The organism is Curtobacterium sp. WHRI 8282 (genome assembly GCF_040223925.2).
GTDB lineage: Bacteria > Actinomycetota > Actinomycetes > Actinomycetales > Microbacteriaceae > Curtobacterium > Curtobacterium flaccumfaciens.
Window position 1 is genome coordinate 609,199 of the sequence record NZ_JBEHCD020000003.1, and the last position, 25,360, is coordinate 634,558.

Here is a 25,360-nt window from a genome sequence, read left to right on the forward strand (position 1 = left end):
GTCGGTCGGTCAGTTGCGCGGGAACCGGAAGGTGCGGACCTCGTAGGCGTCGACGGCGAACGAGGACGCGGCCGCTTCGGCCGACGCCTCGGCGACACCGAGCGGTTCCTCGAGCAGGGTCACCTCGACGGCAGCGCCGAAGGTCGCCTCGTCGGCCGAGACCGCGATGGCCCCGGTCCCCCGCTGCCCGGACGGCTCGTAGACGCGCACGACCAGGTCGCCCGACCGGTCATCGGCGAGCTTGACACTCGACAGCACGACGTCGCCCGACACCTGCACCAGCGGCTCGAAGCCGTGCGCGCCCGTGATCGTCCGCGCGCCCGCGTTCATCCGCACGCCGGCCGACGTAGCTCCGAGCTGGTCGGTGCCGATGACGATGCCGTACCGGTGCGTCTGCACGCCCTGGTCGGTCTCGGGGTCCGGGAACCGCGGTGCCCGCAGCAGCGACAGCCGCACGGTGGTGGTGACGTGCCCGTCGACGGCGTCGCGCGTGGTGTCGAAGCCGTGGATCGAGTCGTTCACGAGCGCGACACCGAAGCCGGGCTCGGCCACCAGCACGTAGCGGTGCATCGAGGTCTCGAACTTCGCGGCCTCCCACGAGGTGTTCGTGTGCGTCACCCGCTTCTGCGCGCCGAACTGCGTCTCGGCGACGGTGTGCTCGGCGCGGACGTCGAGCGGGAACGCCACCTTGAGGAACTTCTCGGTCTCGTGCCAGTCGGTCACCTGGTCGAACTCCAGGGTGCGGGACCCCGGCGCCAGGACGATCTCCTGCGTCACCGTCGAGTCACCGAACGCTCGGGACACGACGACCCGTGCGACCCCGGACTCGTCGACCGACGCGGTCAGCCCGGTGGTCGACACGAGGTCCTCGACGCGGTTGCGGTAGTACCGGTCGACGTCCCACGCGTCCCACATGTTCGGGAAGTCCTGGTGCAGCTGCAGCAGGTTCGCCGCCTGGCCGGCCGCGATCGCCTCGCGCCCGCTCGCCAGGTCGACGGCGCTCGTCACGAGCCCCTGCGCGTCGACGATGACCCGCACCAGGTCGTTCGCCAGCACGTACCCGCCGTCCCGCTCGGTCAGGGACACGGCGGTCGCCGCCGCCACGTCGGTCGCCAGGACGGCACCCTGCGCGGGTGCACCGGCCTGGAGGAACGGGGCCGGGTTCACGACGACGGCCGCGTCCCCGGTGCCGGCGAGCGCCGAGAGCGCCTGGTCGATGATCGTGGTCAGCGTCGCGGCCGTCTCGGCGTACCGCTCGACCGCTTCGCGGTGCACCCACGCGATCGAGGTGCCCGGCAGGATGTCGTGGAACTGCTGGAGCAGGACCTGCTGCCACAGGGCGTCGAGCTCGTCGTACGGGTAGGCGAAGTCGGTGCGGGCGGCGGCGGTCGCGGCCCAGAGCTCGGCTTCGATGAGCAGCTGCTCGCACCGGCGGTTGCCCTGCTTCGTGCCGTGCTGCGACGTGAGTGTGGCCCGGTGCAGCTCGAGGTACAGCTCCCCCACCCACACGGGCGGATCGGTCAGTTCGGACTTCGCCCGGTCGAAGAACGTGTCCGGGTGCTCCCAGCGGACCTTCGCGCTGCCCTCGAGGTCCGCCAACCGTGCGGCGGTGCCGGTCATCTCGCGGGTGGTGCCACCGCCGCCGTCGCCCCAGCCGACCGGGGCGATCGAGCCGGTGGCCAGTCGGTTCTCGCGGAACTGGCGGGAGGCCTTCGCGACCTCGCTGCCGGACAACCGCGAGTTGTAGGTGTCCATCGACGGGAAGTGCGAGAACACCCGTGACCCGTCGATGCCCTCCCACAGGAACGTGTGGTGCGGGAACTTGTTGACCTGGTTCCACGAGATCTTCTGCGTGAAGAACCACTCGAAGCCCGCACGGCGCATGAGCTGCGGCAGTGCCGGCGAGTACCCGAAGCTGTCCGGCAGCCAGACGCCCTTGGGTCGGATGCCGAACTCGCGCTCGAAGAACCGCTGGCCCTGCGAGAACTGCCGGACGATGCTCTCGCCGGTCGGCATCACGGTGTCGGACTCGACCCACATGCCGCCGATCGGCAGGAACCGGCCGGCCTCGACCGCGGCCTTGACCCGGGCGTAGACCTCGGGGCGGTGCTCCTTGATCCACGCGTACTGCTGCGCGCTCGACATGCCGTACAGGAAGTCGTCGGTCTGGTCGATGAGCTCGGTCATGGTCGACGTGGTGCGGGCGACCTTGCGGATGGTCTCGCGCACGGGCCAGAGCCAGGCGGAGTCGATGTGGGCGTGCCCGACGGCCGAGATCGTGTGCGCCGAGGCCTCGGCGGGAGCGGCCAGCACCTCGGCGAGCGCCGCACGGGCGTCTCCGGCGGTCTCCGGGATGTGCTGCAGGTCGAGCGCGTCGAGGGCGTCGTCGAGGGCCTGCAGGATCCGCATGCGCCGGGGCCCGGCGGGCAGCTCGGCCTGCAGTTCGAGCAGGACGTCGATGTCGAGGGCGAGTTCGTGCACCTCGGACTCGAAGACGGCGAGCTCCATCCGGCGGGTGGCGTAGAGGCGCTTCGAGGACGAGGTCTGCACGTCGCCCTCCTGCGTCGGCAGGAAGGGGTGGTAGTCGAGCAGGACGGGGTTCGACGCGGCCTCGACGAACAGTTCGACGGTCTCGCCGCCCTCGGCCCGCTCGGTGACCAGGACCCACTGGTTGCGCGGGTTGATCGACTTCACGGGGGTGCCGTCGGCCAGGTACACGAGTCCCTCGCACTGGAACCCGGGCATGTTCTTGTCGAAGCCGAGGTCGATCACGGCCTCCACCCGGCGTCCGGCCCACTCGGTCGGCACGGTCCCGGTCAGCCGGAACCACGTCGTGCCCCAGGCCGCGCCCCACGGGGTGCCGACCTCGTAGGGCTCGAAGGTGAGCGCGAGCCCCTCGGTCGGCGGGACCGGCTCCCCCGGCAACTCGTGCCAGTCGGCCTGGAGGGCCGTCGTGGTCGCGTGCACCGCGGGGGTGATCCGCTCGTCGAGCACCCGTCGGGCGCGTCCGGTGGTGAGGGGGATGTCGTCGTGCATGGGGCCTTCCGGGGTCAGGGCGTGGTCGCCGGGTGGGCGACGCGGACGGTGGTGGTGTCGAGGTCGGAGGGCACGTCGACGCAGCGGTCGATGCCGCGGGCAGCCAGCAGCGCGGTGTCCGACTGTCGGGAGCGCAGGACGACCTGGGGGCCGCGGCCGTCCGGTGCGGCCTCGGCCAGGGCGAGCCAGGCGGCGGCGAACCGACCGCCGGGGGCGCAGTCGGCGCGGGTGCCGTGCCGGTCGGTGCCGTCGGACAGCACGTCGTCGAGGACGAGCGCGGTGGCCGACGGTGCGGCGCGGGCATCGCGGGTGTGCTCGGCGCGGGCGAGGGCGGCGAACGCCTCGCCGGCGGGCTTCAGCCGTCCGTCGTTCGTGAACAGCCCGAGGTCGTACTCGAGCTCCGGGAAGTCCGCGAGCGACCGGGCGACGTCGTGGGAGCACCACCACGTCACCCCGAGCACCTGCTGCGCGTCGAGGACGTGCAGGATGGTCTGCTCGGTGAACGCGGCGGCGTCGGCGGGGTCGACGACGTTGGTGGGGGCGCCGACCTCCTGCAGCCAGTTCGGCCGGGCGGGGTCGCGGTTCCAGGCCGCGGCGAGCTGGAGCAGGTACTCCCCGTGCCGCACCGACCCGGCTCCGAGGGCGCCGTGCAGGGCCGCCGAGCCGTTGAACACCCACGAGTGCGTGACCGTGGCGTCACCGTGGTCCGCCGCGTGCTCGGGGCCGAAGGGCTGGGCGTCGTCGTACCAGGCCGCGTCGTACTGCGCGACGGTGACCAGTGGCCCGGGGCGCGACCCGGTGGCGGACGGGACCGACGAGGCGGGGTCGAGCCGCGCCTCCAGGCCGACCGACACGGACGACGCGGCCGACGCCGACGACCCGTCCGACAGCCCCGCCCGCGCCGCCGCGACCATCGCCGCCGCCCACGCGTGCCCCTGCTCCGCCGTGATCGCGTGCGGTGCGGGGTGCGGCGCGTGTGCGAACTGGTTGACCTCGTTGCCGATGGTGATGCCGAGCAGGTTGGGCTTGTCGGCGACCGCTCCGGCGAGCGCCCGGACGTACGCGGCGGTCGACGCGACCACGTCCGGGTCGGTGAACATGTTGCGGCGGTGCCAGCTGTCCAGCCAGGACGGCACGAAGTCGAAGCTCGACAGGTGCCCCTGCAGGGCGTCCACGTTGACGTCGAGTCCGAACGAGCCGGCGAGGTCGACGACCGTCGCGACGTCGTCGAGGGCCTGCTGCCGGATGAGCGTCCGGTTCGGCTGGACGACCGGCCAGAGCGGGAAGATCCGCACGTGGTCGGCGCCGATCGACGCGATGGCCTCGAGGTCCCTGGCGGTGTCCGACCGCGAGAAGTCGAGCCACGAGTGGAACCAGCCGACCGAGGGCGTGTAGTTGACCCCGAAGCGCATCAGCCCTTCACACCGCCCTCTTCGACGCCCTTGAAGAAGAAGCGCTGCAGGACGGCGAAGATCACGGCGATCGGGATGAAGGCGATCATGGTGCCGGCCGCGATCATCCGCTGGTCGGTGGCGAATGTGCCCTGCAGGTACTGCAACCCGACGGTCAGGGTGAGGTTCTCGGGCGACTGCAGCACGATGAGCGGCCAGAGGAAGTCGTCCCACGCACCGATGAACGAGAAGATCGCGATGACCGCGATGGTCCCCTGCACGGCGGGCAGCGAGATGTAGCGCAGACGCTGCAGGGCGTTCGCACCGTCCATCACCGCGGCCTGGTCGATCTCCTCGGGGATCTGCCGGAACGCGTTGAACATCAGCAGGACGTTGAGCGCCGCGATCATGCCGGGCAGGGCGACGCCGACCAGGTTGTCGGCGAGGCCGAGGTCCTTCACGGTGACGAACTGCGAGATGATCGTCGCCTCGCCGGGCAGCACGAGGGTGCCGAGGAACAGGCCGAGCACGAGCTTCCGGTGCCGCCACTGCAGACGGGCGAGGGCGAACCCGGCCAGGGTCGCGAACACGATGTTGCCGAGCACGTCGATCGCGGCGACGAGCAGTGAGTTGCCGATGTACCGCCACACCGGGATCGCGGCGGCGACCTTCAGGTAGTTCTCGATGGTCGGTTCGGACGGGATGAACGACGGGTTCGCCGTGTAGATGTCCTCACCGGCGCCCTTGAGCGACGTGGACAGCTGCCACAGGAACGGGCCGATCGTGATGAAGAGCACCACGATGAGCAGGACGTAGCGGACGACCTTCTCGCGGGTGGACATGACGCCCCAGACCGCGCGGCGCCGCTTGCGTCCGTCGCGTCCGTTCTGCCTGGAGGCCCGTCCCGCGCCCGTCGCGCCGGTCACGTCCGGCGTCGGGCTGGCTGCCCCCTGCGCGCCGCCGATGACGGGTTCGGTCGTGCTGGTCGTGTTCGTCACTTGTCCGCCTTGCTGTTCATCCGGGCGAGGGCGAGCATCGGCACGAGCGTCACGACGAAGAGCAGGAGGCTCAGGGCGGACGCGTAACCGAGGTTGCCGGTGAAGCCGCGGGCGTACTGCTGGATGAGCATGACGAGGGAGTTGTCCTGCCCGCCGGGCCCGCCGGTGCCGTTCGTGAGGATGTAGAGCTCGCTGAACACCCGGAGCGCGGAGACGCACACCAGGATCCCGACGAGCGTCATGGTGCCGCGGACCCCGGGCATCGTGACCGACCAGAAGCGCCGGACCGCGCCGGCGCCGTCGAGCGCGGCGGCCTCGTGCAGGTCCTTGCCGACGTTCCCGAGGGCGGCCAGGAAGATGATCATGTAGTAGCCGAGCCCCTTCCACACCGTCAGGCTGATGGCGCTGAGGAGCAGCAGCCACCGGTCGGTCAGGAACGGGACGCTGCCCTGCACGACGCCGAGGGCCTGCGCCATCTCGTTGATGACGCCGCGGTCGTCGAGGATCCACGTCCAGATGAGCCCGACGACCACCGCGGACGCGATGACCGGCGTGTAGAACGCGGTGCGGAAGAACGCGATCCCGGGCAGCTTCTGCTGCACGAGCACCGCGATGAGGAGCGGGAGGACCGTCAGCAGCGGCAGGCACACCGCCATGTAGATGACGCTGTTGAGCAGCGCCTCCCACACCTGCGGATCAGCGAGCAGGGTCTCGAAGTTCTGGACCCCGACCCACTGGCTGACGCCGCCGAGCGGGCTGGCGTTCGTGAACGACAACCGGACCGTGTTGATCGAGGGCCACAGGCTGAACGCGACGAGCCAGATCAGTGCCGGCAGGACGAGCAACCAGGGCGTGTACCAGCGGTTCGCACGCATGACGATCCTCCCTCTTCCTTCTCCGGGGCCGGATCAGCCGTTGGCCAGCAGGCTGTTCATCTTGGTCTGGGCGGTCTGCAGCGCCTTCTCGGGCGCCACCTGGCCCTTCATCGCGAGGGCGATCTGCTGGTCGAGGAAGTCCGTCATCGCGGAGTTCGCCTCGACCGGGTTGATGACCTTCGCCGTCTTCAGGGCCGCGTTCGCCAGGACCCGGGCCTCGCCGTTCACGGTGCCGTCGTCCTTCGAGAAGTACGGGTCGGACTGCGACGACGTGGTGGACGGGAAGATGTTGACCTCGTGGGCGAACGCCTCCTGGTTCTTCGCGTTCGTCATGAACTTCGCGAAGGCCTCGGCGGTGGCGAGGTGCTTCGACTTGCTCGAGACCGACAGCCCCTGCACGTAGAGCGGCGGGGTGTCGAGTGCGGGGCTGACGGTGACCTTGCCCTTGAGCGACGGGTTGTTCTTCTCGAAGTCGGCGAGCGAGGTGGCCCCACCGGTGGTCCAGGCGACCTTGGCCTGCGTGAACAGGGTGGAGTTGCCGAGGTAGTCGCTGTTCAGCACGTTGGAGGGCATGTAGCCGTCCTGGTACGCGTCCTTGTAGCGGTCGATCAGGTCGGCGGCCTTCGACGAGTCGGCGAAGGTGAACTTCGTGCCGTCGGCGTTGAGCACCTTGACGCCGGCGAGCGTGAAGTCACCGAGGCCGGGCTTCCGGCTCATCAGGTAGTCGGTCGGGCAGTTGTCGTGCATGGTCTTCGCCTGCGTGAACAGCTCGTCGGTGGTCTTCGGCGGGTTCTTCGCGTCGAGGCCGCACTTGGCGAACATCGTCGAGTTCCAGTAGTTCACGTCGGTGTTGAGGTACCAGGGGTACCCGAACGTGCCGTCCACTCCCTTGTACTTGTACGAGTCCAACGCGCCGGCGACGTACGTGCTGGCGAGCTTCGAGTCGTCCTTCGCGACGTCCTGCAGGAACCCGCGCTTCGCGAGCGGCAGGGCGATGTCCGGCGGCAGGTTGATCACGTCGGGCAGGCTGTTCGACGAGGCCTGGCTGAGCACCTTGTCGGCGTACCCGTCGCCGGGCTGGTCCTGCAGCTTGACCTTCGCGTCCGGGTGGGCCTGCTCGAAGTCCTTGATGACCCCGTTGAGGTACCCCGTGTAGGTCGGCGTGAGCGCCCAGGTCTGCAGGGTGATGGTGCCGCTGATCTCGCCGCCGCCGTTGTCGGCCGCGTTCCCGCCGCTCGAGCAGCCGGTCAGGACGAGCGCCGTGGCGGCGGCCGTCGCGAGCAGCGCGGTGGCGCGGCCCCTCGTCATGCGTGTGGTGGTCCTCATGGCGTCTGACTCCCTCGTCATAGCTGAACCGGTTCAGCAGCAGTCACCGAACCCGTGTGTGGCAGCCACTGTGGATGACTAAAGCGCTATAGTCAACCCCGTGGCCACCAAGCGTCGAACGACGATCGCCGACATCGCCGCGCGGGCCGGCGTGTCCATCAGCGCGGTGTCGTTCGCGTTGAACGACCGCCCCGGTGTCTCCGACGAGACCCGTCGCCGCGTGCGCGAGATCGCCCGCGAGCTGGACTGGCAGCCGCACACCGCGGCCCGGGCACTCGGCGGCGCGAAGGCCGGTTCCATCGGGTTCGTGCTGAACCGCCCGGCCCGGACCCTGGGCACGGAGTCGTTCTTCGGCGACCTGATCTCCGGCATCCAGCTCGGGCTCGCCGGCACCCACGTCGGCATGAACCTGCTCGTCGCGCGTGATGCCGAGGAAGAACTCGAGACCTACCGGGACTGGTGGCGCGGACACCGTGTCGACGGCGTGATCGTGATCGACCCCCGTCGCGACGACGCCCGGCTCGCCCTGCTCGCCGACCTCGGCATGCCGACCGTCGTCGTCGGCTCGCACCCCTCCCCCGAAGGCGCCGCCCCCACGGTCTGGATCGACGACTCGGACGCCACCGACACCGTTCTCCGGTACCTGCACGCCCTCGGGCACCGACGCATCGCGCACGTCGCCGGGCGGCCCGAGTTCGAGCACACCGCCATGCGCATGGACCGGCTCCGGGCCTTCGCTGCCGACGAGGGGCTCGACGACGCGGTCTCGGTACCGACGGACTACTCGGCCGAGGCCGGTGCGAGTGCCACCCGCACCCTGCTGTCGAGGAGCGCCCGACCGACCGCGATCATCTACGACAACGACGTGCTCGCCGTCGCCGGGCTGGGCGTGGCGAGCGAGATGGGCGTCGCAGTGCCCGGTGACGTCTCGATCGTGTCCTTCGACGACTCGGCGATGATCCGGCTCGTCCGGCCGGCGATCACCTCGCTCACCCGCGACACGGTCGAGCTCGGACAGCGTGCGGCAACCCTGTTGCGCGCGCAGATCGACGCCAGCGCCCCGCTCCCGTCCCGCCCGGGCCCCTCGCTCACCCTGAGCGTCCGCGAGTCCACCGGCCGCACCCCCGCCTGACCCTGCTGCCCCGGCTGCCCCGGCTGCCTCGCGTGACACGGTGCGAGGTTCCGGATACCGTGCAGCGGCTCCTGCCCAGCACTGACTCCGGAACCTCGCACGGGACAGTGATCCACGGGCACGATGAGCGGGCGTGGATCGAGTGGCCTGTGGAAGAGGGGGGATAACCCCACCCGGGGTGGGGAGAGGGCAGGATGGGGGAACGGCTCCGCGATCGCGAGGCTGGATGCATGACCGACACCGACCGCCTCGACCAGGCGCGAACCGTCCCGCTGGACGACGTCACGCCTTCGCCCGACCAGGCCCAGACCGTCCCGCTGGGCGACTCCGTGCCCCCTGGAGCCACCAAGCCGATGCCCCAGTACCCGCGCCAGCACCACCAGGACCCCCAGGACGCCCCGCAGTCCCCGCCGGCGTCGTGGAGCGCCACCCCGCGGGTCGGGTCCGGCCCGGTCGGTGGTTCCGGTCGCGGGTCCGGTACGACCGCCGGGCAGTTCTACCGCGACGCGTGGAAGCGCCTGCCGCGTGACTTCGGCTACATGGCGCTCACCGCCGTGCTGCTCTGCACGCTGTACTTCGCGTTCCCGACGGCGATCTTCGGTGGCGGGTTCCGAGACCTGTTCAACCCCTTCGTCCTGCTCATGTTCTTCATCGCGCTGTTCGTGGCGCGGTGGCTCGGACAGTTCGAGAAGCTCCGGATGAGCTGGGCCGACCCGAGGCCGATCCGCCCGGTGGACTGGACGCCCCGCTGGCAGCAGAACTGGTGGACCCGCACGGGGTCGGCCGTCGCCAACCCGCACTACTGGCTCTACCTGCTGCACGCCGCGGTCGTGTACCCGCTCGTCGCGGTCGTGACCGTCGGGGCCGGCGCACTGCTGATCCTCGGGTTCACCTGGCCGGTCGTCGTGGCGGGTGCCTGGGCGTTCGGCGGTGTGGGTGGGTTGTCGTACCCGAGCTGGGACTACGGCGTGGTGGTCGGCATCGGTGTCGCCGGGTTGCTGTCGATGGCCGCCTCGGTCGTGCTCTTCCCGCTCTGGGCCCGCGGGTCCGTCCTGGCGCACTACTGGGTCGACTTCGGCCTGCTGGGCGGCTTCCGGGCCGAGCAACTCGAGCAGCGGGTCGCAGGTCTGCAGGCCTCCCGCGCCGGTGCCGTCACCGCCGAGGGGCAGGCACTCCGCCAGATCGAGCGCGACCTGCACGACGGCCCGCAACAGCGGCTGGTGCGACTCCGCATGGACCTGTCCGCCGCCGAGCGCGCCTTCGAGAAGGACCCCGAGAAGGCCAAGCAGCTCATCGGTGAGGCATCCGAGCACGCCCAGGACGCCCTCGACGAACTGCGCGCACTGTCACGCGGCTTCGCTCCGCCGATCTTGCTCGACCGCGGACTCGTCGCGGCGCTCGAGGCACTGGTCGCCCGCACCCCGATCCCGGTGGGCCTGGACGTCCGGCTGCCCGAGGGCCTGGAGCTCGCCACGGAGATCCAGCGCAACGTGTACTTCACGGTGAGCGAGCTCCTGACGAACACCATGAAGCACGCCGGCGCCACCACCGCCGGGGTGTACCTCGGCCTGGTCGTCGACGCCTCGGGCCTCTGGTACCTGACCGTCAGCGTCACCGACGACGGCCGGGGTGGTGCCCGACCGCAGCAGGGCCACGGGATCGAGGGCTTGATCGGCCGCATGCGGGCCCTCGACGGCGACCTGGTCGTCTCGAGCCCCGAGGGCGGCCCGACCGAGGCCACCGCCCGGATCCCCCTCGGTGCCCTGAACGGCGTCCCGACGGCGGCGAACCAGCGGTCGTGACCCCACGGGAGCGTCCGCGCTCCCACTAGGCTGGTCGGCATGACAGACGGCCCGGATGCAGCACGCATCCGGGCCGTCGTCGTCGACGACGCCGTCCTGCTGCGCGAGGGCCTGGCCCGCGTGCTCGACGAGGCCGGCATCGACGTCATCGGGCAGTACTCCGACGCCCGGGCCTTCCTGGCAACCCTGCCCGAGGGCGCACCCGACGTCGTGGTGATGGACGTGCGGATGCCGCCGACCTTCACCGACGAGGGCGTCCGCGCCGCCGTCGAGACCCGCCGGATCGCCCCACGGACGGGCGTGCTCCTGCTCTCCCAGTACGTCGAGGCCACCTACGCCGAGGACGTCCTCGCCGCCGGCGCGACCGGCATCGGCTACCTGCTCAAGGACCGCGTCACCCGGCTCGAGGAGATCGACGACGCCGTCCGCCGCATCGCCGCCGGGGGCACCGTGCTCGACCCCGAGGTCGTCACGCAGCTGATGAGCCGCCGCCGCGACCCGCTCGCAGCCCTGACCCCGCGCGAGCGTGACGTGCTCGGGCTGATGGCCGAGGGCCGCACGAACGCCGCGATCGCCCGCGCCCTGGTGATCGGCACCGGTGCCGTCGAGAAGCACGTGTCGAGCATCTTCGGCAAGCTCGCACTCGAGGACACCGGAGAGGACCACCGCCGCGTCCTCGCCGTCCTCGCCTACCTCGGATGAGCCGAGCCCGAGGATGAACCGGGTGCCTGCGCCCCTGCTGGCCCTCACCGCGATGGTGTCCGTCCAGCTCGGCGCCGCGATCGCGAAGACCCACTTCGACGACGTCGGCGCGGTCGGGGCCGCCACGCTGCGGCTCGTCATCGGCGCCGTCGTGCTCGCCCTGGTGATCCGTCCCCGCGTCCGGCACTGGACGCGGGCGCAGTGGCTCGGTGCGGTCGGGCTCGGCCTGGCGCTCGGCGGCATGAACGTCTTCATCTACCTGTCGTTCGCGAGCATCCCGATCGGGGTCGCCGTGACGATCGAGTTCCTCGGGCCGCTCGCCCTGTCGCTCGTGCACACCCGGCGCTGGCGCGACGCACTGTGGGCCGTGCTGGCGCTCGCCGGGGTCGTGCTGCTCGGCGTCGGCCCGACCGCGGTGACCGAGGTGGGCGGTGTCGTCTGGGCGGTCCTGGCCGCCGGGTGCTGGGCGGGCTACATCGTGATGAACCGGCACGTCGGCGCCGCGATCCCCGGTGTCGACGGGCTCGTCGTGTCGATGATGGTCGCGATGCTCGTGTCGTTGCCGTTCGGGCTCCGGTCCGCGGTCGACGGCGTCCTGCGCGAACCGACGCTCCTGATCGTCTTCGGTGCCGTCGCCGTGCTGTCCAGCGTGCTGCCGTACGCGCTCGAGATGCTCGCGCTCCGCCGGATGCCGACGCGGGTGTTCGGCGTGCTGCAGAGCCTCGGCCCGGCGATCGCTGCCCTGGCCGGCCTGGTGGTGCTGGCCGAGGGGCTGTCGGTGCTCGAGACGGTCGCCCTGGCGTGCGTCACCGCGGCGAGCGTCGGCGTGACGCTGTCGGCGCGTCGCCGACGCGGCGGACCGGTGGGGTGAACGAAGAGGAGGCCCGGATCACGTCCGCCGGGAGCGGTGCGTGATCCGGGCCTCCGGAGAAGACCGTCTACTCGTCGCGCAGGAAGTCTGCGTACGTGGGTTCCGACTGCTCGCCCGACAGCAGGGCTGGATCGTTGATCCGACGCTCGACGTAGGCGCTGATGACCTCGGGCGGGGTGAGCACGTGGGCGACCCAGGACGGCACCGCTGCGTTCTTCATGGTGCCTCCTTCTGGGACAGGGGTCCGGACCGAATGCCTCGATCAGTGAGTTACTTGCTGACCCCGTGTTCGCTAAACCATCCTCGGGGTGCGGGCGGAAGTCAACGCAGTGCGTTCTGCGGACTCCGGTTCGCGCTGTCCCGGTCGGCACGGAGCGTGCGGTGCTTCACCGCGGAGCGCCACACCCACGCCTCGGCCTGCTGCCCGAACTGCGCCCACTCCACCAGCACGGCATCGCGGGTCCAGCTCTTCGCGAAGGCCTTCACCCGGACGTGGAAGGTCGGGAACTGGATCCACGCCCAGACCGGCTTCGGGGTGACGGCGTGGCAGACGTCGCCGCCGCGGGCGTCCTCGGACAGGGAGTACGCGCGCGGACGCTCGACCTCCGGGTGTTCCGGGGGCTGCCACCGGTTCTCGCGACGCCGTCCCACGACTGTATTCGAACGTGTGTTCGAACGACAGTCAAGTCGACCGCGTCGTCTGGACGAGCACCCGGGGCCGGACGGGCGTGTCGTCGGGGCACCGAACGGCGGGGAGCGTGTTCCGCTGGCGGGGTCCCGGGGCATAGGGTGCGGGCATGCAGAGCAGCACGGGGGTACGGGTGGTGTCGGCGGCCGCGGTCGTGGCGGCGCTGGTGTTCGGAGCGGCCGGACTGGTCGGGACGGTCTGGTTGGCGCCCTGGGACCTGCCCCGCGGGTTGCTCCTCGGCGCCACGGTCGTCGCCGGCATCGCCGCAGTCGTCGTGCTCGTCGCCGCGGTGCGCGCTCGGGACCGCCGGGCGCTCACGTTCGCGGTGTCCGTGCTCGCGTTCGCGCTCGTGTCGCTGGTTCCCGGACTGTTGATCGACGTGTTCCTCGTCGTCGCACAGGCGGCGCTCGTGGCCTTCGGTGTCGTCACCGTCCGGAGTGAGCCGGGAGTGCAGCGGGCCTTCGGCTGGATCGTCACGGTGGCGGCCGCGGCGTGGTTCGTCACCGCGCTGCTGTCGGAGACCGTTCTCCTCACGGCGCTCCCGCAGGAGTCGCTCGGCGTGGCCATCGCGGTCCCGGGGCTGCTGCAGACCGTCGCCTACCTGGCCGCGGCGACGCTCGTCGCGGTGCCGCTGCTGCGCCCGGTCGGCCGCGGTGTCGGCGTGCTGTGGGCCTCGGCCGAGGTGCGCTGACCCGGACTCCCGCCCGCCTCAGCCTGCGCGGGCCGCCAGTCGCTCGGAGCGTCGGCGTGCCTGCTCCCCGGGGTCCGGCACCGGGGCGGCCTGGATGAGTCGTCGTGTGTACGGGTCCTGGGGCGAGCGCAAGATGGCGTCGCGCGTCCCGTGTTCGGCGACCCGGCCGCCGTGCAGCACGACGACCCGGTCGCACAGGGTGTCGACCACGGCGAGGTCGTGCGTGACGAACAGGCACGCGAACCCGAGGCGCTCCTGCAGCTCGCGGAACACGTCGAGCACGCGGGCCTGCACCGACACGTCGAGCGCACTCGTCGGCTCGTCGGCGATCAGGAGCGCGGGGTCGAGGGCCACCGCGCGGGCGATCGCGACGCGTTGCCGTTGGCCACCGGAGAGTTCGTGCGGGTAGCGCTCGGCGTAGCCGCCGTCGAGACCGACGTCGGCGAGGAGCCGCTCGACCCGCTCCTCGACCTGCACCGCCGGCAGCCGGAGGATCTGGCGGAGCGGCTCGGCGACGGTCTGCCCGACCGTGTACCGGGGGTTGAGCGACCGGAGCGGGTTCTGGAACACCACGCCGACGTGCTGGCGCATCTGCCGGCGGGCGGCTCGTCGTGCGCCGGCGACGTCGGTGCCGTCGACGACCACCGAGCCCGAGGTGATCGGCGCGAGGCCGACCGCGGCCCGGCCGATGGTGGTCTTGCCGCTGCCGGACTCCCCCACCAGGCCGACGATCTCGCCACGGCCGACGGTGAACGACACGTCGTCGACGGCACGGAAGCGCCCGCGCAGGGCGCCGCCGTACTCGACCACGAGGTGCCGGACGTCCAGCACGACGGCCGGGGGCTCCGTGGCGGAGCCGAGCCGGGCCTCCTGGCCGGACCCGGTGCCCATCCGCGGGACCGCAGCGAGGAGTTCCCGCGTGTAGTCGGCGGACGGTGCGGCGAAGACCGCCGCTGCGGTGCCGGTCTCGACGACGCGTCCGCGGCGCATCACGACCACGCGGTCGGCGAGGTCCGCGACGACACCCATGTCGTGGGTGATGAGCAGGATCGCGGTGCCGGTGCGCTCGCGCAGCGCGCGGAGGACGTCCAGCACCTCGGCCTGCACCGTGACGTCGAGGGCGGTCGTCGGCTCGTCCGCGATGAGCAGGTCCGGGTCGGCGGCGAGCGCCATCGCGATCATCACGCGCTGGGCCTGCCCGCCGGAGAGTTCGTGCGGGTACTGGCCCAGGCGGCGTTCGGGTTCGGGGACCTCCACGGCGCGGAGCAGCTCGAGCGAGCGCTCCCGGACGGCGGCGCGGTCGTGCGTGCCGTCGGTGCGTCGGACGGCCTCGGCGAGCTGGAACCCGATGGTGAACACCGGGTTCAGCGCCGCGGACGGGTCCTGGAAGATCATCGACACGCTGCGGCCCCGGGCCGTCCGGAGGGTGCGCTCGTCGGTGCCGATGACCTCGAGGTCGCCGAGCCGGATGCTCCCCGAGGTGTGCGCACCGTCGGGGGCGATGCCCATCGCGGTCATCGCGGTCATGCTCTTGCCGGAGCCGGACTCCCCCACGACCGCGACGACCTCGCCCCGGGCGACGGTGAACGAGGCGTCGTCGACGGCGCGGACCACCTCGCCGTCGACGTCGAAGGTGACGGTGAGGTGCTCGACGGTCAGGACGTCGGTGGTGCCGCTCATGGGGTCTCCGGAGGGTCGGTGTCGTCGCGGGCGGCCTTGAAGGCCTCCCACTCCTCGAGCATCTTGCGGTGGTAGCCCTGCAGCCACTGCATGTAGTCGCGGCCGTTGAGCAGACGCTCGCGGACCTCGGCGTCCACGTCGCCCGTGCCGGTGCGGCCCGCACCCTCGACGACGGCGAGCCCGCGGCCGATGATGTCGCGCTGCCGGTCGAGGTACTTCCGTTCGCTGGCGAGCCAGGAGCCCCAGACGTCGGCCTCGGCGCGGAAGTAGTGACTGCGCTCGCCGGGGACGATGTGGCGCTTCACGAACCCGGAGTCGACGAGCCGCCGGGTGGCCATCGACACCGACCCCGAGCTGGCGCCGAGCGCTGCCTGCAGGTCGGACGACGACGAGTGCGGTGCGCGGGTCATCATCAGGTAGCCGAGCACCCGGGCGTCGGTGAGGGGCATGCCCGCGCCGTCGTTGAGCATCAGGGCGAACTCCTCGACGAACGCCTGGCGCTCCGGTCCGAGCAGCCGGTCGTCGTCGGGGGCCCCTTCGGCGGTGCCTCTGTCGTCGGTCACGAGGCCAGCCCGGCGGCCACCTCGGGTCGCTCGTCCGGGATCGACCACGGCTCCTGCGACATGCCGCCACCGCCGCGGATCGCCCGCACGGCGCCGTCCTCGTCGCGCGTGTAGGTGAGGTCCTCGTCGACCGAGCCGAAGCGGTTGCCGTGGGTCATCCGCAGGGTGTCGGCGTCGACGACCTCGAGCCGCGTGGGGGTGTCCATCGGTTCGGGGCCGGATGGGTCGACCTCGACGAGTCGGTCACCGATCCGGGCGACGTCGGTGACGCCCCACGGATTGGCGAAGCGTCCGGTGAACGTGGCGGTGTCGACGTCGTCGGGCACCGGGGTCCCCGGGGCGTCGGCGTCGGCCGCTGCGTCGAGCACGGCGATGACCGCCGTGGCGATGAGCGTGGCGGGTCCGGCGGCGGCACTCGTGAGCACGGACACGACGAGCCCGGACGCCGGGTCGAACATCGACTGGGTGATGTGGCCGGGGAACCCGCCCGAGTGGCCGCGGATCTCCCGTCCGCCGATCCGGTCGACGATGAACCCGGCGCCGTAGCCGCGGGCGGCGGGGTCGTCGGTGGCGCTCCAGGCCTTCCGCTGCGCGAGGCGCTTGGAGTGGTCGTCGAGCAGGGTGCCCTGCCCGATCACGTGCTGCGAGAAGTAGCGGACCAGGTCGGACGCGGTGCCGTGGAACCCGGTGGCGGCGGCCATCGCGCGGGTGTCGACGTGGTCGATGCGCTGCCGGTGCCGGGCGGTGTGGAAGCCGGTGTACCCGACCACGAAGTCGTCGGCGCGTGCGGGGTCCCAGTCGGGGCCGGTGTTCCGCAAGCCCAGGGGTCCGGTGATCGACTCCCGCACGAAGTCGTTGTACGACTGCCCGGACACCGCGGCGATGACCAGGCCGAGCAGGGAGTAGCCGAGGTTCGAGTAGTTGAACGACGAGCCGGTCGGTACCTTCTGGCCCCGGTCGAGCACGAGCGCCAGGAGCTCCTGCTCGTCGGGGAACGGGCGGAGCAGGGACCAGTAGTCGCCGTCGTGCCCGTCGCGGATGACACCGGCACCCATCTCCATGAGCTCGCGCAGGGTGGCGTCGGCGAGCGGGGAGCCGCCGTCGACCAGTGCCGGGACGTACGTGCCGACGGTGTCGTCGAGCCGGAGCGACCCGCGCTCGGCGAGCTGCAGCAGGGCCGTCGCGGTGAAGGTCTTCGAGTGCGAGGCGATGCGGAAGAGGTCGGTGGTGGTCAGGCGGCGCCCGGCCTCGACGTCGGCGTAGCCCCAGGCCTCGTCGAACAGGACCTCGCCGCCGTACCCGACGGCGACCTGCACGCCGGGCACCCGCAGCTGCCACACCTTGTACGACACCCACTCACGGATGTAGGGCAGGGTCTTCCGGTACGCGGAGAGGGTGTCGGTCACGATGGTCCTTTCGAAGGGCGGTGGTTCGAGTCTGGCGCGTCGGTCGCGACGGTGCCCGCCGCGACGCGGCGTGTGCCGTGCCGGTCAGCGCCGACGTGGGTCGAGCGCGGCGCGCAGCGTGTCGCCGAGCGCGATGACGGCGAGCACGGTCACGGCGAGGAACGCCGCCGGGGCGATGAGCATGTGCGGGGCCCGGAGGAACTGCGACGTCGCCGCGGACAGCTGCAGCCCCCACGAGATCGCCGGACGCTCCAGCCCGATGCCGAGGTAGGTCAGCGACGACTCGGACACGATGACCCCGCCGACGGTGATGGTGGCGAGCACGAGCAGCGGCGAGATCGACGACGGCAGCACGTACCGGGTGGTGATCCGCCACGTCGACAACCCCATCGTCCGGGCGGCGAGCACGAACTCGGCGCCCCGGACGCTGCGGACGCTCGACCGCACGAGCCGGGCCATCGTCGGCCACCCGAACAGGGCGAGCACGAGCGACACGGTGAGCACCGACCGCTCCCCCACGCTGTTCAGCACGACGACGGCGCCGAGCAGGAACGGGAACCCGAGGAACACGTCGGTGAGCCGGGCGAGGACGGCGTCCACCCACCCGCCGACCATGCCCGCGACGGTCCCGACGACGACCGCGACCATGCCGGCGAGCAGGGTCGTGAGCACCGCGACGGCGATCGACGACCGGGTGCCCCAGACGACGTTCGCGTACACGTCGCAGCCCTGCAGGTCGAAGCCGAACGGGTGCCCGGCGGTCGGTGACGCCCCGCTCCGGCCGAGGTCGCACACCCGGGGGTCGCCGTGGCCGAACAGGCCGGCGAACAGCTGCGGGAACGCCGCGATGAGCAGGACCACCACGAGCACCGACGCGGGCACCCAGAACCCCGGAGTCCGTGCGGCGGTGAGCAGTGGCCGGTGCCGGACCCCGACGACGGGTTCGACGGTGGTGCCGAGGGCTTCGGTGGTCATCGGGAGGCTCCTGTCCGGACGCGCGGGTCGAGGGCGGCGTGCAGCAGGTCGACGAGCACGCTCGTGACGAGGAACACCAGGATGAGGGCGGTCGAGATGCCGACGACGACGGCGCCCTCGTGCGAGCGGATGCCCTGGAACAGCAGGTTCCCGACGCCCGGCAGGTTGAAGATGCCCTCGATGATGACGGTGCCGCCCATCAGGTACCCGAGGTCGGTCGCCAGGTAGGTCGCGGTGGGGATGAGCGAGTTCCGCAGCACGTGCACACCCACGATCCGGCCCGGCGCGAGCCCCTTGGCGCGGGCTGTCCGCACGTAGTCGGCGTCGAGTGTCTCGATCATCGACGTCCGGGTGAGCCGGGACACTGCGGCCAGGCCGAACAGGGCGATCACGAACGCCGGCAGGACGTACGCGGTCGGCCACCCGGCGGTGACGCCCGCGACCGGGAACCAGTGCAGCCGCACCGAGAACACCAGCTGCAGGGCCACACCGAGCACGAACACGGGGACCGCGCCGACGACGATGGTGCCGACGAGCACCGTCTTGTCCAGCACGGTGCCGCGCCTGAGTGCCGAGACCACGCCGAGCCCGATGCCGAGGACGATCTCGAGCGCCCAGGCGCTCAGCGCCAGCGTGATCGTCACGGGCCACCGCGAGGCCATCTGCTCGCCCACGGGCTGCCCGTTGAAGTCGGTGCCGAAGTCACCCCGGAACAGGCCGCCCAGGTACTGCACGTACTGCAGCCACAGTGGCTGGTCCAGGTGGTACTCCGCCCGCAGCGCCCGCACGACCGAGTCGGTGAGGGGGCGCTCGCCGCCGAGCGCCTTGATCGGGTCGCCGGGCAGCGCGAACGTCATCGCGTAGATCAGGAAGGTCACCCCGAGGAACACGATGACCAGGCCGCCGAGTCGGCGACCGACGGCGAGCGTCGGACGCATCACGCGCCTCCCGACACGGCCGCCGACACCGGACGGGAGGCGCGGGTCGGGTCCGCCACGTGCGCCGCGCAGGCGAGGATCGCCCCGTACTGCACGCCCACGAGCTTCCCCACCGGGATCGGCTGCGCACCCGTCGACGCGTCCGCCTGCCAGTGCGCGTACCGCTCGGCCAGGCGGTCGCGGAGCCGCCGGAGCGGCGCGGACGCCGTGCCGGCGGCCGTCTCCGCCTCGACGGCGCGCAGGAGCATGCCGCCGTAGCGCAGGCGGAAGCAGCGGACGAGGTCCTCGCAGCCGAAGCGCTCCGCGACGGTGGCCGTGCGGTCGGCCGGTTCCCGCTCGGCCCGGCGGCGGTCGGTGTCCGAGATCCCGGCGAGCATCGGCACGAACGCCCGGGAGGCCTCGACGAACGGGGACGGGATCGAGAGCATCGGCGACGCCTCGTCGAGGAACGCCTGCAGTTCCGCACCCGAGGCACCGAGCTCGTCCGCGCACCGACGCAGCAGGTCGGCGTACGACTCGTCGGTCAGGGTCGGGTCGTCGGCGTCGGGGTGGCTCCAGTACGGCAGCTCGGCCACCATGCAGAGGGCGCCGTGGCGCATCGCCCACGCCGCGCTCGACCCGCCGTGGATGTGCTCGCCGGGGTCGACGCCGAGCTCCTCGAGGTAGGCGTACGCCGTCTCGATGCCGTCCATCGCGAACACCGCAGGGGCGAGCTCCCGCAGGTACGGGGACTCCGGCTCCCCGGTGTCGAGCGGCAGCCCGAGTGCGGCCGGCACCGCGTGCAGGGTGTCGACGACGTCGGGCAGGTCCTCGGACAGGTAGTAGTAGACGCCGCCCATCTCGCCGTTGTGCAGGCTCACGAGCAGGTCCGGCTCGGTGTCGTCGATGAGCCGCATGAACGCGAGCGTCTCGGGCAGCACCTGGTCGAAGTACACCGACTTGTAGCTGTTCGGGAACGTCCACTCGACCTGGCTGTCCGGCGCGGGCCGGTAGAAGTGCCGCGAGTAGAAGACCCGGTCGTGCGGGTCGTGGAACCACGCCTCGTTGAGCCGCATGCCGTCCGGATCGATCGTCGGGACGATGTGCCAGGTGACGTCGAGCCCGGCCACCCGCTCGTCGCCGAGGGCCGTCTCGGCGAGGTGCAGCGCCGTCCACGAACCGATCGGCTCGTTCGGGTGCACCCCGCCGACCACGACGGCCGCGTGTGACCCGGTGCCGATGCGGTAGCTGTGCAGGGGTTCGCCGAGGCGGCTCGTGCCGATCCGGGTGACCGTGACCCGGTCGGGGTGCGCCGCGGCGAGCGCGGCGAACCGGGCGTGCAGGTCGTCGACGAGCGGGAAGCCGTCGCGGTCGGGGACGTCGCGGACCAGGTCGAGGACGGTGTGCTGCTCCATGCCCGCCCTACTTCACGGCGATCTGCGCGATCACGGGGCTGCCCGCCACCGCCGGCAGCTTCGCGATCTTGTCACTCGTGACGTACGAGTACTTGTCGAAGAAGGTCGGGACGATCGGGAAGTCCTGCAGGACCGCCTCCTGCGTCTTCGTGTAGTACCCGTTCGCCTCGTCCTGCGACCCCGCGGAGTCGGCCTTCGCGAGCAGCGAGTCGACGTCGTCGGACTGGTAGTAGCCGGTGCACGGGGAGCAGCCGCCGGCCGTGGTGAACAGCGCGCGGAGCGTGTTCTGCTGGCTGATGTACAGCGCGCCCCAGTGGCCGAAGTGCGGGCCGGCGACGGTCTTGTCGGTGAGCTCCGAGTAGTAGGACGCCCAGTCGGTGGTGGCCTTCGCCTCGGCGTCGACGCCCAGGTTCTGCCGGATCTGGTTGGCGTACGCCTCGTACAGGGAGTCGAGGCCGGTGCCGCCCGGGTAGACGAGCGTCATGGTGCCGTCGAACCCGCCGGCGCTGGCGAGGAGCTTCTTCGCCGCTGCCGGGTCGAACTCGCAGGCGTCGCCGCAGATGCCCTCCTCGGTGCCGGACATCGACGGTGGGGTCAGCGCGGTGGCCGGGTCGTACAGGCCGCCGTAGATCGCGTCGTTGACCTCGTCACGGTCGATCGACATCGAGATCGCGCGGCGCACGTCGGGGTCGGAGTACCGGTCGTCCCACAGCGGGAACCCGAGGTAGTCGATGCCGGGGGCGTCGAAGGAGTGCAGGCGGTCGCCGAAGTCGGCCTTCGCGCTCGTCATCTTGTCGGTCGGCAGGAACAGCACGTCGGCGTTGCCGGCCAGGACGTCGGTGTACGCGGTGTTCATGTCGGAGTAGCTGCGGAAGGTCACCTCGTCGGTGGCGGGCTTCGTGCCCTCGTAGTCCTTCCAGGCCGTGACGGTGAACTCCTGGTCCGCCTTCCACGCCTTCGTCATCTCGTACGGGCCGTTGCCGATCGGCTTCTTGTCGTACGCCTTCAGGTCGTCGTACGCGGCCTCGGGCATCGGGTAGAACGCCGTCTGGGCCTGGCTGAGCTGCAGGGGGAACTGGCTGTCCGCGTGGGTCAGCGTGACCGTGAAGGTGTCCTTGCCGGTGACCTTGAGCCCCGACATCTCCTTGGTCTTCGGGGTGCCCTTCGCCGGGTTGAGGTCGGTGTACCCGACGATCCCGGCGAGCTGACCGCTGTTCTCCCACGCGTTCGGGCCGTATGCGACGTGGTTCCACGCCTTCACGTAGCTCTCCGGCGTGACGGCCTCGCCGTTCTGGAACGTCCAGCCGTCCCGCAGCGTGATCGTCCAGGTGGTGGCGTCGTCGCTCTCGACGCTCTTCGCCGCGACGTCGTGCAGGTCACCGTCGGCGTCGGTCTGGGTCAGCGGCGCGAAGACGCTCATCACCTGGTCGAAGGCCACGGTCTGTCGGCCCGGGGTCAGGTGGTCGGGCTCGCCGGTCGCGTAGACCAGGCTCGAGGGAGCGTCATCGTCGGCCGCGCCGCCCGCCGAACAGCCGGTCGCCACCAGTGCCAAGGTTGCCGCCGCGGCCAGCGCGGCGATCGTCCTGCGTCGCATGATCTCTCCTCGATCGGGTGCGGCCGGATCCCTGCCCGGTCGTCGTGGTGGGAAAGCTAGGACGGTTCGAATCCCGACCACAAGACTTCTTTCAATGCGCTCTGAGAGTTTTACCGCGCAGAAACACTGACGAAACGACACCCGTCGCGCGACCGGGCCCGTTGTGCCACGCTCGGAACATGCGCCACACACCGCACTTCCTGATGACCGACGTCGACGAGGTCCGACGCCTCATCACCGGGAACCCGTGGGCGACGATCGTGTCCCACACCGAGGCCGGATTGGTCGCCTCGCACTACCCGGTGCTGCTCGAGACCCCCGGCCCCGACGACGACCCGGACGCCCTCGTCCTGGTGTCCCACGTCGGCCGTCCCGACGAGGTCGCGCACGAACTCGGACAGCACGAGGTCCTCGTCGTGTTCCAGGGCCCGCACGGCTACGTCTCCCCCGCCTGGTACCCACCGGAGCAGTTCGTGCCCACCTGGAACCACGTCACCGCCCACGTCTGGGGCACCCCCGAGATCCTGTCCGACGACGAGAACTTCCGGGTGCTCGGCGAACTCGTCGACCACTTCGAGCACGTCATGCCGTCGCCGGTGTCGTTGCAGATCGACGAGGAGACCGCCCGCCGGATCGCGAAGGGCACCGTCGGCATCCGGATCCGCGTCACCCGGTTCGACGCCCGCGCCAAGCTGTCGCAGAACAAGGCCCCCGAGGTGATCGACCGCATCGTCGCCGGGCTGCGGGGCGACGGCCCCTACGCGTCGCCGGCGCTCGCCGATGAGGTCGAGCGGGTCCGGCCGGTCCCGTCCCCGATGAACGGCCTGGAGGCACGGTGACGGACATCCTGCTGCGCACCGTCCGGCGTGTGGGCACCTCCGGGGCCCCTGCCGACGTCCGCATCGTCGACGGTCGCGTCACCGAGATCGCACCGACCGGCACGCTCGACCCCACGAGCGTCGACACCGACGTGGTCGAGGCCGCCGGCGCCTGGCTCGGCCCGGGGCTCCGCGACCACCACACGCACTTCGACCAGTGGGCGCTCGTCCGCCGCCGTGTCGACGTCACCGGCTGCGACTCCGCCGAGGCGACCGCCGACCTGCTCGCCGCCGTCGCGCGGGCGGGCGTGGCGGACCGCGTCCTGGTCGGACACGGCTACCGCGACGGGATGTGGCCGCGCCCGGCACGACGCGAGCTGCTCGACCGTGCCGCACCGGGCCTCCCGGTCGTCGTGATCAGCGCGGACCTGCACGCGGTGTGGTGCAACGCGCTCGCGCTGGCGCACTTCTCAGCTGCTGTCGGCCGCCCGCTCGAGGCGGGCGAGGACGGGGTCCTGCGCGAGCAGGACGCGTTCGACGTGACCGGTGCGCTGTCGCAGGTGCCGGACGACCTGCTCGACGCCTACGTGGCGGACGCTGCCGAGGCCGCGGCGGCCCGCGGGGTGACGGGCGTGGTCGACCTCGAGATGCGCTTCGGGCTCGACCGCTGGCGCCGCCGGATCCACGCAGGCACCGACGCGATCCGGGTCGCGTCCGGGGTGTACCCGGCCGAGCTCGACGAGGCCATCGCCCGGGGTCTGCGCACCGGCGACGTGGTCGACGGCACGCGGGGCCTGCTCACGATGGGGCCGTTCAAGGTGGTCACCGACGGGTCGCTCGGCACCCGGACCGCCGCCATGACCGACGGCTCCGGTGTGCTCGCCTGGCCGTTCGAGGAGCTCGTCGCGATCACCCGCCGTGCCGTCGACGCCGGACTCGTCCCCGCGATCCACGCGATCGGCGACCGTGCGAACACCCTGGCGCTCGACGTCTTCGAGACCGTCGGGGCCCGCGGCACGATCGAGCACGCGCAGTTGCTCGTCGACACCGACGTCGACCGGTTCGCCCGGCTCGGGGTCGCCGCGTCCGTGCAGCCCGAACACGCCATGGACGACCGGGACATCGCCGACCGGCACTGGGCCGGGCACACCGACCGGGCCTTCGCCTTCGCCTCGCTCGCCCGGGCCGGAGCGCGCCTGCTGCTCGGGTCCGACGCTCCGGTGGCGCCGCTCGACCCGTGGGTGTCGATGGCGGCGGCCGTCGGACGGGACCGCGACGGGCGGGACCCGTGGCACCCGGCCGAACGGCTCTCGGCGCTCGTCGCCTGGCAGGGGTCGACCGACGGGCGGGTCGGGGTGTCCGTCGGCGACGTGGCGGACCTGGTGCTCGTCGAGTCCGATCCGCTGGCGGCGCCGTCCGCCGCACTGCGCGGCATGCGGGTGCTCGGGACGGCCGTGGCCGGGCGGTTCACGTACCGGGAGCTGTGACCAGGAGGGCGGGCGGCTGCGTCTGTGCCCCGTGGGCTACTTCTGGTCCTTCGGGCACCAGTAGAGCTTCCGGCCGGCCATGTCGGCCATCCGGATCTCGGTGCCGCACACCCGGCACGGCTCGCCCTGCCGGTGGTAGACCCAGTGCCGGTCCTTGCGGGAGCGCAGGGCCTTCTTGTGGTCGGCCTCGGACAGGTCGTCCATCGTCATCATCAGGCCGTCGCGGACGCCGTCGTGGAGCAGCTTCGACCAGTCGGCCCAGAGCGCCTTGGCCTGCTTGACGGTGATCTTCTTGCCGGGCTTGTACGGGTCGATGCGCTGCCGGAACAGCAGCTCGGCGCGGTAGATGTTGCCGATGCCGGCCACGACGGACTGGTCCATGAGCAGCTGCCCGATCGCGACGTTCCGACGGCGGACGTTGTCGACGAAGGTCTTCTCCGCCTCGGGCCCGTCGTCGTTCATCGGGTCGGGGCCGAGCTTGTCGAGCGCGCGCTGCACCTCGGCCGGGGTCTCCACGACGCACGCGGTCGGGCCGCGCAGGTCGGCGACGGTGTCCTCGGTGAGGATCCGCACCCGGACCTGGCCCACCGGGTCCGGCGGGAAGGACTCGATCGGGTCCTCCGCCTTCTCCTGCTCGGCCATCCGGTAGCGGGCGAGCCGCGGTGCGCCGATCGAGCTGAGCGACTCTTCGCGGTCGTCGTCGTCGGACAGCGCCTCGGCCGTGGAGATCACGCCCGCGAAGTCCCACGCCCCGTACAGCCCGAGGTGGACGCGGAGGAACAGGTCGCCCTCGAACTCCAGGAACATCTGCTTCGCCACCGCACGCGCGGCGATCATGCGCTTGCCGTCGAGCTGCGCGGCCCCGGCGGCGAAGCGACCCTGGGGGCTCGACACCTCGCAGCGCTTGCCGACGAAGTGCCGGGTGAACTGGTTGGCGATGCGGTGGACGGAGTGACCCTCGGGCATGACTACCGTTCTACCCGGTACCCCTGA

General features: G+C 71.5%; 22 protein-coding genes. 7 read left to right on the forward strand and 15 right to left on the reverse strand.

Translation table 11 applies throughout. The features are described 5' to 3' along the window. Positions 1-9: 9 nt before the first annotated feature. The 5 genes from ABRP24_RS13765 to ABRP24_RS13785 are packed head-to-tail and all read right to left on the reverse strand — an operon-like array spanning position 10 to position 7,608. A complete protein-coding gene (locus ABRP24_RS13765) occupies positions 10-3,036 on the reverse strand; it encodes a glycoside hydrolase family 38 C-terminal domain-containing protein (protein WP_349847876.1) in 3,027 nt (1,008 codons plus the stop codon). 14 nt (positions 3,037-3,050) lie between these two features. Beyond that, the gene (locus ABRP24_RS13770) at positions 3,051-4,448 is read right to left on the reverse strand and encodes a glycosyl hydrolase (RefSeq protein ID WP_349847877.1); all 1,398 of its coding nucleotides are present in this window, start codon (positions 4,446-4,448) and stop codon (positions 3,051-3,053) included. Further along, the gene (locus ABRP24_RS13775; RefSeq protein ID WP_196783367.1) at positions 4,448-5,425 is read right to left on the reverse strand and encodes a carbohydrate ABC transporter permease; all 978 of its coding nucleotides are present in this window, start codon (positions 5,423-5,425) and stop codon (positions 4,448-4,450) included. The genes ABRP24_RS13770 and ABRP24_RS13775 overlap by 1 nt, the downstream gene beginning before the upstream one ends. Beyond that, positions 5,422-6,300, reverse strand: a complete 879-nt coding sequence (locus ABRP24_RS13780; RefSeq protein ID WP_027464687.1) for a carbohydrate ABC transporter permease — start codon at positions 6,298-6,300, stop codon at positions 5,422-5,424. Before ABRP24_RS13780 ends, ABRP24_RS13775 begins: the two co-directional genes overlap by 4 nt. A 33-nt stretch (positions 6,301-6,333) precedes the next feature. After that, positions 6,334-7,608 carry a sugar ABC transporter substrate-binding protein gene (locus tag ABRP24_RS13785; protein WP_349847878.1) on the reverse strand — a complete coding sequence of 425 codons (1,275 nt, stop codon included), beginning with the start codon at positions 7,606-7,608 and terminating at the stop codon, positions 6,334-6,336. Positions 7,609-7,726: 118 nt separating this feature from the next. Between ABRP24_RS13785 and ABRP24_RS13790 the strand changes: the two genes are divergently transcribed. From ABRP24_RS13790 to ABRP24_RS13805, 4 genes are all read left to right on the forward strand, one after another. Continuing rightward, positions 7,727-8,758: a LacI family DNA-binding transcriptional regulator gene (locus tag ABRP24_RS13790; protein WP_301600296.1), complete on the forward strand. Its 1,032-nt coding sequence runs from the start codon at positions 7,727-7,729 to the stop codon at positions 8,756-8,758. Positions 8,759-8,988: 230 nt separating this feature from the next. After that, positions 8,989-10,560, forward strand: coding sequence for a sensor histidine kinase (locus ABRP24_RS13795; protein WP_349847879.1), 1,572 nt, complete (start codon positions 8,989-8,991; stop codon positions 10,558-10,560). A gap of 39 nt (positions 10,561-10,599) precedes the next feature. Further along, positions 10,600-11,262 (forward strand): response regulator transcription factor, encoded by a 663-nt coding sequence (locus ABRP24_RS13800; protein WP_027464682.1) that lies wholly within the window; start codon positions 10,600-10,602, stop codon positions 11,260-11,262. A 13-nt stretch (positions 11,263-11,275) separates the two neighbouring features. Next, positions 11,276-12,133 carry an EamA family transporter gene (locus ABRP24_RS13805; RefSeq protein ID WP_349847881.1) on the forward strand — a complete coding sequence of 286 codons (858 nt, stop codon included), beginning with the start codon at positions 11,276-11,278 and terminating at the stop codon, positions 12,131-12,133. Positions 12,134-12,200: 67 nt separating this feature from the next. Here ABRP24_RS13805 and ABRP24_RS13810 read toward each other — a convergent pair whose 3' ends face one another. Beyond that, positions 12,201-12,353: a hypothetical protein gene (locus ABRP24_RS13810; protein ID WP_017886018.1), complete on the reverse strand. Its 153-nt coding sequence runs from the start codon at positions 12,351-12,353 to the stop codon at positions 12,201-12,203. 101 nt (positions 12,354-12,454) lie between these two features. Beyond that, the gene (locus ABRP24_RS13815) at positions 12,455-12,784 is read right to left on the reverse strand and encodes a hypothetical protein (RefSeq protein WP_035807629.1); all 330 of its coding nucleotides are present in this window, start codon (positions 12,782-12,784) and stop codon (positions 12,455-12,457) included. Positions 12,785-12,930: 146 nt separating this feature from the next. Here ABRP24_RS13815 and ABRP24_RS13820 point away from each other — a divergent pair, with 146 nt between their 5' ends. Beyond that, positions 12,931-13,512, forward strand: a complete 582-nt coding sequence (locus ABRP24_RS13820) for a hypothetical protein (protein WP_349847883.1) — start codon at positions 12,931-12,933, stop codon at positions 13,510-13,512. Between the two features lie 18 nt (positions 13,513-13,530). On the opposite strand, the gene ABRP24_RS13825 is transcribed toward ABRP24_RS13820, so the two are convergent. The 7 genes from ABRP24_RS13825 to ABRP24_RS13855 all read right to left on the reverse strand — a co-directional run bounded on the left by ABRP24_RS13825 (position 13,531) and on the right by ABRP24_RS13855 (position 22,062). Beyond that, positions 13,531-15,192 carry an ABC transporter ATP-binding protein gene (locus ABRP24_RS13825; protein WP_349847885.1) on the reverse strand — a complete coding sequence of 554 codons (1,662 nt, stop codon included), beginning with the start codon at positions 15,190-15,192 and terminating at the stop codon, positions 13,531-13,533. Continuing rightward, a complete protein-coding gene (locus tag ABRP24_RS13830) occupies positions 15,189-15,755 on the reverse strand; it encodes a GbsR/MarR family transcriptional regulator (protein ID WP_111047788.1) in 567 nt (188 codons plus the stop codon). The genes ABRP24_RS13825 and ABRP24_RS13830 overlap by 4 nt, the downstream gene beginning before the upstream one ends. Continuing rightward, entirely contained in the window at positions 15,752-17,161 is a 1,410-nt protein-coding gene (locus ABRP24_RS13835; RefSeq protein ID WP_349847886.1) for a serine hydrolase, read from the reverse strand. Before ABRP24_RS13835 ends, ABRP24_RS13830 begins: the two co-directional genes overlap by 4 nt. 84 nt (positions 17,162-17,245) lie before the next feature. Further along, positions 17,246-18,136: an ABC transporter permease gene (locus ABRP24_RS13840; protein ID WP_349847889.1), complete on the reverse strand. Its 891-nt coding sequence runs from the start codon at positions 18,134-18,136 to the stop codon at positions 17,246-17,248. Continuing rightward, the gene (locus ABRP24_RS13845) at positions 18,133-19,074 is read right to left on the reverse strand and encodes an ABC transporter permease (protein WP_349847891.1); all 942 of its coding nucleotides are present in this window, start codon (positions 19,072-19,074) and stop codon (positions 18,133-18,135) included. The genes ABRP24_RS13840 and ABRP24_RS13845 overlap by 4 nt, the downstream gene beginning before the upstream one ends. Beyond that, positions 19,074-20,468 (reverse strand): M14 family zinc carboxypeptidase, encoded by a 1,395-nt coding sequence (locus ABRP24_RS13850; protein ID WP_349847893.1) that lies wholly within the window; start codon positions 20,466-20,468, stop codon positions 19,074-19,076. Before ABRP24_RS13850 ends, ABRP24_RS13845 begins: the two co-directional genes overlap by 1 nt. 7 nt (positions 20,469-20,475) lie before the next feature. Then, complete coding sequence (locus tag ABRP24_RS13855) at positions 20,476-22,062, reverse strand: ABC transporter substrate-binding protein (RefSeq protein ID WP_250892567.1); 1,587 nt, start codon at positions 22,060-22,062, stop codon at positions 20,476-20,478. A 179-nt stretch (positions 22,063-22,241) separates the two neighbouring features. Between ABRP24_RS13855 and ABRP24_RS13860 the strand changes: the two genes are divergently transcribed. Together ABRP24_RS13860 and ABRP24_RS13865 are read left to right on the forward strand one after the other, a co-directional pair. Further along, positions 22,242-22,901, forward strand: a complete 660-nt coding sequence (locus tag ABRP24_RS13860) for an FMN-binding negative transcriptional regulator (RefSeq protein WP_349847895.1) — start codon at positions 22,242-22,244, stop codon at positions 22,899-22,901. After that, on the forward strand, positions 22,898-24,367 hold the full coding sequence (locus tag ABRP24_RS13865; RefSeq protein ID WP_349847897.1) for an amidohydrolase family protein: 1,470 nt from the start codon (positions 22,898-22,900) through the stop codon (positions 24,365-24,367). The genes ABRP24_RS13860 and ABRP24_RS13865 overlap by 4 nt, the downstream gene beginning before the upstream one ends. 36 nt (positions 24,368-24,403) lie before the next feature. On the opposite strand, the gene ABRP24_RS13870 is transcribed toward ABRP24_RS13865, so the two are convergent. Next, on the reverse strand, positions 24,404-25,333 hold the full coding sequence (locus tag ABRP24_RS13870) for an Fpg/Nei family DNA glycosylase (protein WP_071246661.1): 930 nt from the start codon (positions 25,331-25,333) through the stop codon (positions 24,404-24,406). Positions 25,334-25,360 lie beyond the last annotated feature (27 nt).